This window comes from Vicinamibacteria bacterium, from assembly GCA_035620555.1.
In the GTDB taxonomy this organism is placed as follows: domain Bacteria; phylum Acidobacteriota; class Vicinamibacteria; order Marinacidobacterales; family SMYC01; genus DASPGQ01.
This window is the reverse complement of the sequence record DASPGQ010000421.1, coordinates 1-10,440: the sequence shown is the minus strand read 5'-3', so window position 1 is coordinate 10,440 and position 10,440 is coordinate 1. Positions and strand designations below refer to the sequence as shown.

Genomic DNA, 10,440 nt, shown 5'->3' with positions numbered 1-10,440 from the left:
ACAATCCCGTGCTCATGTTGGACGAGATCGACAAGCTGGGGCGCGACTTCCGAGGAGACCCTGCCTCGGCGATGCTCGAGATCCTCGACCCGCAGCAGAACGACACGTTTCGAGACAACTACCTCGATCTGCCGTTCGATTTGTCGAACGTCTTCTTCATCACCACGGCGAACGCGATCGATACGATCCCGCGCCCTCTTCTCGATCGGATGGAGGTCCTGAGGCTCACGGGATACAGCGAGGAAGAGAAGCTCGGGATCGCCAAGAAGTACTTGCTTCCACGCCAGCTCCAGGAGAGCGGGTTGCAGGAATCGCAGTGCTCCATTCCCGACGAAGCCCTGTTGCGGGTCATCCGGCGCTACACTCGTGAGGCGGGCCTGAGACAGTTGGAAAGAACGATAGGGCGCCTCGTGCGCAAGGTGTCGGTGCGCTTCGCCGAGGGCAGTACGGAATCGGTCACCATTGGTCCCGACGATCTGGTGGAGATGCTCGGACCCGAGTCCTTTCAAACGGAACGAGCGCGCACCGAGCTTCCTCCCGGCGTGGCCACGGGGCTGGCCTGGACCGAGACGGGCGGCGACGTGCTCTACATCGAAACGGCGCTGCTTCCCGGAGGCAGTGGACTCACGCTCACGGGACAGCTCGGCGAGGTCATGCAGGAATCGGCGCGAGCGGCGCAGAGCTTCCTCTGGTCGCATGCGGAGGAGCTTGGCATCGACCCGGAAGCGTTCAAACATCAGGGGGTGCACATCCACGTGCCCGCCGGCGCCATTCCCAAGGACGGCCCATCTGCCGGCGTCACGATCGCGGCCGCGCTCGCGTCGCTCTATTGCGGAAAATCGGTTCGCGCCGATACGGCGATGACCGGAGAGGTGACCATCGCCGGACTCGTGCTTCCAATCGGAGGCATCAAGGAGAAAGTGCTCGCGGCGCGCCGAGCCGATATCTCGCGCATCATCCTGCCGAAGCAGAACGAGTCGAGTCTTCGGGACGTCCCCCCCGACGTGCGGAAGGAGACGGAGTTCGTTCTCGTCGAGAGAGTCGAGGAGGTACTCGAGGCTGCGATTCCCGAGCTATCGGTGGTGAAAACGGGAAGCAATATCGAGTCCTCATGACCGTAGTCGCGCCCCTGGTCGCGCTCTTCTTGGCGTCGTCTCCCGAGCTCGCACCGGCCAAAGTCAGTAAGGAGACGAAGGCTGTCCTCGGTCTGTATCCGGAGTTTCTCGAATCCGGGGCGCTGGTTCTCGGATTCTCCGAGTTAATTCAGCGGCATCCGCAGACCCTCGTGGACGTCGTCACGGCGCTCGGCGGCCAGATCCCGATCGTCGGGGTCGTGGCCAACGAGGCTCAGTATCGCGACGTCGAGGCGCTCTTGAGAAAGGCGGAAGCTCCCGCAGCGAACCTGGCGATCGTGCAGGTTCCTGTCGTGGGGATGTGGATTCGCGATTACGGCCCCGCCTTCGTACGTCTTCCGGACGATCGCTTCGTGGCCCTCGATGCGATCTACGGCCGCCAGGAGCACGCGGCTGACGAATGGATACCGCGATATCTAGCGGGCTATTTCCGGCTTCCCATCGTGGACGTTCCCTTGCGGGTCGCTGGTGGGAACCTGCTCGCGAATGGCGAGGGCTGGGTCTTCTCGACGACACAGCTCATTGACTTTAATTCCAAGGACGGTTACAGCCAGACCGAGATCGGACAGATCCTCGGACGCTACTACGGCGCCACCGACTGGGTCGTTCTGAAACCTCTTGTCGGCGAGCCGACGCAGCACGTCGACATGTTTCTCACGCTGGTGGGACCCGACGTCGCCGTGCTGAGCGAGCTCGACCCGGAAGTCGATCCGGTTAACTCGAGGTTGCTCGACGACGCCGCGGAGCAGCTCGAGAAGGCAACAACTCGCTCCGGCCCCATCAAGGTAGTTCGCGTCCCGATGTCGAGCCACGAGGATGGCAACTGGCGCTCCTATACGAATGTCATCTTTGCCAACGGCACGATGCTCGTACCCACTTACCCCGACGTCAGCCCGGAAATGGATCGCGAGGCACTGGAAATCTACGGGGGGCTCATGCCCGACTGGAACGTCGTTCCCATCGACGCAAGCTCTATCATCCAGAACCACGGATCGTTGCACTGCATATCCGTCAATGTGCCGGTTCTCGGGCGTTGATTCCGGGCTCTTACGTCGGCAATGGCCTATCCAAAAAAAAGCCGCCGCGCCGAAGCGCGGCGGCGATGAGTTTCCAAAGAGCTCGAGTTCTAGAAGCGGAACAGGAGCGTGAGCTGGAACCCTCGAGCCGATTGCAGGCTTCTGAGCTGCGCGTAGTTGTTGCTGAATACCCGGTTGGCCGCGCTGTAGGTGAACTGGTGATGGTCGCTCGAGTTCAAGAGGTTGAAGATGTTCCCCGCCACCTCGACCTCCTGCGTGGTACCGAAGCGGAAGATCTTGCCGATCTTCACGCCAAGCGTGTTGATGGCCGGCGCCCGCGCCTGGCCATCGCAGGAGACACCGTTGTCGGGCAGCGTGGTCAGCTCGCAGCCGCTCCCGCGATCCTCGCCCACGAGACGATAGACGGTGGCCAGAGGGTTCGATTGGGTTCTTCCATCAGCCAGCGGGATACGGCTCGGGCCGTAGATGGGGTCGGCTCCCGGGTTGTCGATGAGAGCACCGCTCCACGGACCGGCGTTCGAGGTGAAGCTGCCGGCAATGGTGATGTCGCCGGGGGCGCGCCAGGTCGCGCCCAAGCGGATCGAGTATTGTCGCCACGTGGGATTGTAGGAGAGGTTGTTCGAGTTCGAGAGCGTGTTGTGCTCGTTGTTGCCGCGCGGCATGTAGAGCGCCTTGTTGGAATCGAAGTGGTTAGGCTGGATGAAACGTGCGGGGTCCGAGGGATTCCAAGTTCCCGAAAAGTGCTGCCACTGCCGGTTGAATCCCGCCATGAAGTTGAAGTTCCGCATCTGCTTCGTGGCGGTGACCTCGATCGCGCTGTAGACAAGCTTCGACCAGGTGTTGTTCGTCTCCTGGTTGATGACGCCGCGGTTGGGGTCGATGTTTCCGAAACCGATGAAGGGCTGACCCGGGCCGCTGGGATACATCCCATTGATGTCAGTCAACGCGTAAGTCTTCGTGTAGCGGCGGTTCACGAACGCCGTGTCGATGGCGAGCTGGCCGGGCAGTTGGGTCCGATAACCGAGGATGGCCTCGTCGACGTACGGCTGGGTCAGATTGGGATCGAAGTCGATAGCGGGATCGATCGATGCACCGGATGGGAGCGTGATCGTCTCGAGCTCGAAGATGCCGTCGCCGTCCTCGTCCCACTGCTCGATGAGCGTGGTGCGGCCGCCGCCGGATCCCGCGTAGCTCGTGATGTTGTCGCGGCCGTTCACTTGCTCGTGAACCCGTCCCCAGCTTCCACGGAGAACGTTGCGAGCGTCTTCCGTGACCATGTAGGAGAAGCCGACCCTCGGCCCGAAGACGGTTGAGTTCATGCGCTCGAAATTGTCGATGGCGTCGTAGCGCCTCACGAAGTCGAGCCGCACGCCGAGATTCAACGTCAGCCGCTGGGTCGGTTTCCAGGAATCAGTGAAATAGACGCCGATGTCGCGATCCTGGGCGTTGCTCGTTTCGGCAGAGCTTACATCACGGCGCGTGCGCTGGAACGGACGGGTGCCGAGCGACAGGTTGTTCGGATCGATGGGCACGTGGAGCTCCTCGTACCAGCCGTCGGCGTTGGCATTGTAGGAGGTGATGAGGTTCCGCCGGTTTCTCGGGGCCATGAAGAGACCCGTCTTGAACTCGTGGTTGCCGCCCCAGCCTTCTTTGTAATTCGTGATGTCGCCTCGAATGAGGAGGATGGACGAAGGATCCTCGCTCGTTTGCGGAATGCCGCCCGCCACCTGGCGCCCGTTCCCCTGGAGCTCGCCACCGGAGCGCGTGAACGCCTCGTGGATCTCGATCTCGAGACCGATGTCGCCGACGTTGGCCTGGCTGTCGCGAAGCGATTCCCCCGATTTGTCGTTGTAGCTGAAAGTGAATTGTCCCGTGGTGTTGGTGCCGAAGACCGACGTCAGCTTGGCTCCGTAAAGTTGACCGCCCGTCTTGACCGTGAGGTAGGGAGCCCAGTTGAACTCGCGGTCGCTCGAGTTGTCGAGCGAATCTCTCTGGTAGTAGGCGCTGAGCTCGTGGTTCGGGCTCAACGAGCTCGTGATCTTGAGGTAGGGCTGATGGCTCTTGCTCGTATTGGGAAACGGCGAGAAGGTGGGAACCGACCCACGTGCGGGCGTGTCGGCCGAGCCGCCGAGCGGGATGCCCGAGTAGAGGTTGAGGCGCTCGACGTCGAAGCCCGTCCGGCTGATCGCGGAGGCGAGATCCGCGCGGCGGTAGGAAAAGAAGAACCAGGCCTTGTCCTGCATGATCGGACCGCCGAACGAGCCGTCGAACTGCTTGACCTCCGACTGAGTTGGCGTTCCCACGGAGCCCTCAAACTCGGGGGCATTGTTCGCGTTCCAGAAGTTGGAGTCCTGCCCTGGCTCGGGTAAGAACTGGAGGGCCATCCCGGCCGAGCCGGAGAAGTTGTTGCCGCCGCTCTTGGTGACGACGTTCATGACGATTCCGGTGCCGAGAGGCTCGTCGGCGGTGACGCCGCCGGTCTTGACCGAGATGTCGTCGATGATGTCCGCGCCCATGCCGACGTAGGTGACCTGGGCGTCGTCGTAACCCTGTGCCGACATCCCCTCGATCTGGATCACGTGGGCGAAGTGCTCGGTGGCGTGGCCGAAGTAAACCATCCTGCCGCTCCCGTCGTCGAAAGGACGAGCGTTGACGCCGGGGGTGAGCTCGAGAAAGTCGCTCCAGTTCCGGCGCGCCTGAATGGGCATTTCGCGCTGGAACGCGCCGTCCACGTTGAGAATGTTCGAAGGTGATGCGACCTCGAGCATGGGTGTCTCCGCGGTCACGGTGACGGTCTCTTCGACGCCGCTGATGGACAGGCGCACGTCGACGCTGAAGTTCGCGTCGGCGCGAAGGACGATGCCTTCTTGGCGATAGGTCGTAAACCCGGATAAGGACGCCGTGATGGAGTACGTCCCGGGAGGAAGATTGATGATCCGGTAGTAGCCGGTACCGTCCGATACGGCCACTCGAGGAGCCATGATGGCAGGACTTTCGGCCGTAACGGTGACGCCCGGTAGCACCGCACCCGACTCGTCTCTGACATATCCTCGAAGACTAGCGCTTCCCGTCTGGGCGAAGACGATGCCGCTAGTCCCGAGAAGCAGGACGAGCCCGATTAGGATGGCTTTACGCAATGTTCACCTCCTTGACTGACTAACACCGGCCCCGACGGGAGGACATTGCTCAGTTGTCAAGAACTGCAGGACCCACTCAACGTGGTGGAGTTATGCATTCGGTATACCATATATTAGTGTCTGTGGGTGCGAATAGATAATTAGTTCATAATTATACAGTTATAGAGTTAGTATGGTCGCCAGGATTGTGTTGCGGACTCCAATTTCGTCCAAGTAATCGGATTAAACTCCAATAGTTTGGAGTCGAATCGGCGTGGGGTCAGCGTCCTGCTTCAGATTCGAGACGCGCGAGAAGGGCTTTAATCTCTTTTTGAGTCGGGTCGAGCTCTATCGAGCGCCGCAAATATTCAATCGCACGTTCGTTGTTTCCCAGGTGAGCGTGGGATAAACCAAGCGCGTTGAGAAGGGGGGCGTCGGGCCGCCTGATCGCGGCGGCCGTCTCGAACAGCTCGGCAGCCCGCGCGAAGCTCTGCGATTGAAAGTGCGCGTCTCCGAGAGCGAGCAGTACCTCGGGATTTCGTGGCTGCTGGGCTCTGGCGGGCTCGAGGAGCCGAATCGACTCGCGATATCGTCCGTCGTCCAGCTCGAACCGCCCGAGAAGGAGACGGGCCGGTACGAGGTTGGGATCGTTCTCGAGGGCGCGTTCCGCGAGCTCTCGGGCGCGCTCCAATTCACCCAAGCGCATCGCCTGGTCGGCAAGCAGGACCGCGACGAGTCCCTCGTTCTCACCATCGATGCTCTCCTTCACCGCCCATGCCGGATGGATTCGCGAAAGGGGGGAGACGTCGAAGTCGATCGAGCGCAATGCCGCGGCCCGATGCGACGCATCGCGAAGCTCCACCGCCAGACGATAATGCCCGGCGGGGATGTCCCCTAGCGGGATGCGCAGGACGACGGGTCTTTCGAGGAGATCGAGCCGCAGGTCCTCTTCCCGAAGCGGCCCGACTGCCTCGCCGCCTTCGCCGCGCGGCAAGACCCGAGCACTGAGACTGTATTCAGAAGGGATGTTCCGCAAAGGCACGTGCGCCATCAAGTAGTCGCCGATCGCCACCGTTCTTCTCGCATTCGGATCCAGTCCGACGGGTCCGAGTTGATACGTTCGGTAGGGCTCGGCGGTTGTCCCCTTCGCGGGGCTCAATTTCGCCATACCGTATAGAGGCACCGGGTCTCCCAACCAGGGCGCCGTCGAGCCCGGCTCGGGCACCTCGATCTTACTCTCGAAGATCGTGTATTCCTTTCTCGCCTGATTCTGCAAAACGATACGAAATACGAACTCGCCCTCGCCGATGGGAAACATATCTTGATAAGCGAAGGCACGGTAGGCCACGTCCTTGAACTGAGACTCGGTGAGCTGAACGAAAGGCTGTTTGGTGAAGCTGTGCACGATGGTTTTTTCGTCCAGTGTCTTGACCTCGGCGCGCACTTCGACGCTCGTGTAGTAGGTATTCTCTTTCGGATCGTGGGCAAGCGTCATGTCTCGCGGAGCGATCTCGACGGTGAAATGGACGAACATGGACCCGTTCGGCCCGGGAAGCACGTTCGCCATTCCGTAGTTAGGAACGAAATTGAAGAGGTAGTCTGCCTCGACGAGGCCGCGTGCGTGCTCGGCCTCATCGACGTATCTCGTGTCCACGCGACGATGTGGCGACACATAGATATCCGAGAGCAGGCTCTGAAAATCCAGCGCGGCGCGATCCGACTGCACGATGTTGGCCTGGACGCCTTGATCGGCGCGCAAGGTGAACGCCGCGTGGGCGAGGCTCGGATTCATTTCCTGAAGGTTGATATAGGCTTCCCTTCGGGAGTTCTCGGGGTTCATCGGCTGCGCCGGCATCAAGTCTTCGGGGTCGTCGAGAAAATGGTTGAACATCCGGTACGGACCCACCCCGTGCTCCTGCCAGAAGAGGAAGTTGAGAGGCGGCAGGCTCTTGTCGCGATCCTGATGATAGAACCACACTTCAGTGGGGTAGAGCATCGGAATGCTCGTGAAATCCTCGCGGTCGGCTGGCTCTCCCAGGATGATGTAGATCTTGCCCCGATCCGTCATCCAGCCAGGCACGGCGGACTCGCGGCTGAAGTATTTGTTGGCGTACTCGAGCCTCCGGTAGTGCTCCTCTTTGAACTCGTTCACCGGCGTGATCGGATCCGGGTCGCGTCGCTGCCAGAATGCGGTGACGAAGGCAGCACGCTCCTCTTCGGATTCCAGATTCAAGAACGCTTCGCGCTCCTTGTCGGCGATGATGTAGATGACTTCCTTTTCGATCCACTCGCGGTAGTTCTGGGGGAGCCGGTCGACTCGCTCATCCACGACTAGGAGCATCGAGAGTGCAAGCAAGGCCGTCATGATTTCCAAACGTTAGCCGGGCACCGAAAGAGAGTCAAGGCCTCGCAGATCTATGGCTGGGTTATGATCATCCCTGTGAATCGGGCACCAGCGAGCCTCGCACTCGCCCTGTTGCGGGGCCAAACCATGAGAAACATCCTGGGGGCCTTTCTACTCGCTGGTGCCAGCCTCCGCTGCGGCACGAGCAAGCCGACCTTTACGCGCGACGTTGCGCCCGTCGTGTTCGAGAAATGCACGCCCTGCCATCGTCTGGGAGGAAGCGCTCCTTTTTCCCTGGAGAGCTACGACGACGTGCGCTCGCGGGCACGCCTGATCGTGCAGTTGACATCGAGTCGGTATATGCCGCCCTGGTTGCCGGAGCCAGGCTACGGCGAGTTCGCCGATCAACGGATCCTCGAAGAGGATGAGCTCGAAGTGTTGGCTCGATGGGCGGAGGGCGGCACGCCGGAGGGAGATGCCCGTGCCCTTCCTAGGCATCGAGAATGGGTCCAAGGATGGGAATTGGGCGAGCCCGACCTCGCCGTCGAGATGTCGGAAACGTTCGATCTGCCCGCCGAGGGTGGAGACGTCTTTCGCAACTTCGTCGTTCCCGTGCCCCTCGACGAGTCGCGTTACGTGGAGGCCATCGAGTTTCGACCCAATGAAGGACGTCTCGTGCACCATGCAACGATCACGCTCGACCCCACAGCCTCGTCCCGTAGTCTCGACTCGGAAGACGACCTGCCGGGATTCGACGGCATGGCCGCGGCACCCGGGGCGGTGATGCCCGATGGGCACTTCCTGGGCTGGACTCCAGGCAAATTGCCGTATCGGGAGCGAGCTGGCATGTCGTGGAAGCTCGAGCGTCGATCGGACCTGGTGCTGCAGCTCCATATGCCGACTACGGGAAAGCCCGAACGGGTCTCGGCGCGCGTGGGACTCTTCTTTTCCGACGAGCCGCCCCGGCTCATCCCGGTCACGCTACGACTCGGGTCGCGTCATTTCGAGATCCCTGCCGGGACGGCCGACTTCACCATCGAAGATTCGTACGTGCTTCCCGTCGAAGTCGAGGTTCTCTCCGTTTATCCGCACGCACATTATTTGGCTCGTGAAATGAAGGCCAAAGCCGTGCTCCCGGATGGCTCCGAGCGGTGGCTCATCTGGATTCGAAACTGGGACTTCAAATGGCAGGACTTTTACCGCTATCGAGAGCCCTTTCTACTTCCGCGCGGCACTCGTCTCACGATGACGTTTGTTTACGACAATTCCGAGAACAACCCGAGAAACCCGAACCAGCCCCCGATCGATGTCGTCTACGGTCCACGGAGCGCGGACGAAATGGGAGATCTGTACGTTCAAGTCCTGCCAATTCACTCCCGGGAGCTCGATATGCTCCGCGCCGATTCGACGAGAAAAGAGCTCGAGGAGCAGGTGAAAGAGCTCACGGCTCGATTGAAGCGAAACCCGGATGACGCCTGGGCTCTGAACGGCCTCGGTGTCGCCTACGACGGACTGGGAAGGAACGACGAGGCGCTGCAGGCGCTGAGGGACGCTCTTCGTGTCAATCCCGAGCACGAGGACGCGCGATTCAATCTGGCTACGCTGCTCGCGGCGCGAGGAGGAGGAAGAGAGGCCACCGAGCATTTCCGAAAGCTGCTGCAGAAGAACCCGAGCTGTGTGGAGTGTCGCGTTCGTCTTGGCAACGTGCTCCGCGACCTCGGCCGTAACGACGACGCAGTCCTTGAGCTGCGAAAGGCGATCGAGCTGGACGACAAACACGCCTGGGCGCATTACAGCCTCGGGCTGGCGTTTCAGATCGGCGGCCGCCTCGACGAGGCGATCGAGCAATACAGAGAAGTCGTCCGGCTGGAGCCCGAGAACGCGGACGCGCACGTGAGCCTCGGTTCCGCCCTTACGGCGGCGGGGCAGTGCCTGCCCGCCATTCGTGCCCTCGAGCGGTCGACGACGCTCGAGCCTGACTGGCCGGAAGCGAAGGCACGGCTTGCCTATGCTTTGACGCAGTGCCCTCACTCGGCTCCCGACGCCACCGAGCGTGCGGTAGTCCTCGCGAGCGAAGCTGCCGCGATGTCTGGTTATCGCGATCCCTTCGTGCTCGAGACGCTGGGAGATGCCTTCCGGGCATCGGGACGCACCGACGACGCTGCCGGAGCCTGGCGAGCCGCCCTCGAGCTCGCGGAGAGTTTGGGACGAGAACAACTCGCAGTGGTGCTACGAGGAAAACTCTCGGGGCGTTGAGCTCTGAGAATTCAGTAGAACCGTTGCGTTGACGGGTTCGATGGCCCCGACGCTGAACGCTTTCGCTTCTCGTTCTGTCGCCGATCGATGGAGAGCACGACTCCAATCGCCAGAGCGGCGGCGACCGGGCCGGCGAAGTTCGGTACCAGCGCCCAGGCCGTTTGGCCGCCGAGGAAATGTGCGAGGCTCCCGCCGATTCCGAAAAAGAGCCACGACACCCACCACGCCAGAATGAACCGGGGCGGATCGGAGGCTCCCCAATCGTCCTCACCGCTTGTGGGATCGCTCGCGAGGTAGAGCTCGTCCACCGCCTCGTAGGGCTTGAACAGATTCAAGACCGGAACGAAGAACCAACCCACCATCCAGCCGGGCGTGAACTCCATGTTCTTCGAGCCCAGCGCGCGCGCATTTTGGTTGGCTCGAGCCAGCCAGAAAAGAAAGAGGAATCCTCCTCCCACATAGGCCAATAGATAGAGCGCACTGCTGAGAAAGACGACGAGGCCCAATAAGGCGCTCGAGGGGTCCCGAGGGTCGGACCCCTGGAGGACGCTCGG

At 61.4% G+C, this 10,440-nt stretch carries 6 protein-coding genes; 3 read left to right on the top strand and 3 right to left on the bottom strand.

The features are described from left to right. Both VEK15_17270 and VEK15_17265 read left to right on the top strand, forming a co-directional pair. Positions 1 to 1,115, top strand: a 1,115-nt coding sequence (locus VEK15_17270) for a S16 family serine protease (GenBank protein HXV62455.1), incomplete at its 5' end; no start/stop codon positions are given. Continuing rightward, entirely contained in the window at positions 1,112 to 2,170 is a 1,059-nt protein-coding gene (locus VEK15_17265) for an agmatine deiminase family protein (GenBank protein ID HXV62454.1), read from the top strand. The genes VEK15_17270 and VEK15_17265, both read left to right, overlap by 4 nt. An 89-nt stretch (positions 2,171 to 2,259) precedes the next feature. Here the strand turns inward: VEK15_17265 and VEK15_17260 are convergent, their stop codons facing one another. Together VEK15_17260 and VEK15_17255 are read right to left on the bottom strand one after the other, a co-directional pair. After that, positions 2,260 to 5,307: a TonB-dependent receptor gene (locus VEK15_17260; protein ID HXV62453.1), complete on the bottom strand. Its 3,048-nt coding sequence runs from the start codon at positions 5,305 to 5,307 to the stop codon at positions 2,260 to 2,262. A 259-nt stretch (positions 5,308 to 5,566) separates the two neighbouring features. Beyond that, complete coding sequence (locus VEK15_17255) at positions 5,567 to 7,651, bottom strand: GWxTD domain-containing protein (protein HXV62452.1); 2,085 nt, start codon at positions 7,649 to 7,651, stop codon at positions 5,567 to 5,569. Between the two features lie 75 nt (positions 7,652 to 7,726). Here VEK15_17255 and VEK15_17250 point away from each other — a divergent pair, with 75 nt between their 5' ends. Continuing rightward, positions 7,727 to 9,886: a tetratricopeptide repeat protein gene (locus VEK15_17250; protein HXV62451.1), complete on the top strand. Its 2,160-nt coding sequence runs from the start codon at positions 7,727 to 7,729 to the stop codon at positions 9,884 to 9,886. Positions 9,887 to 9,897: 11 nt separating this feature from the next. Here VEK15_17250 and VEK15_17245 read toward each other — a convergent pair. Continuing rightward, on the bottom strand, positions 9,898 to 10,440 hold a 543-nt coding region (locus tag VEK15_17245), incomplete at its 5' end, for a DUF4328 domain-containing protein (GenBank protein ID HXV62450.1).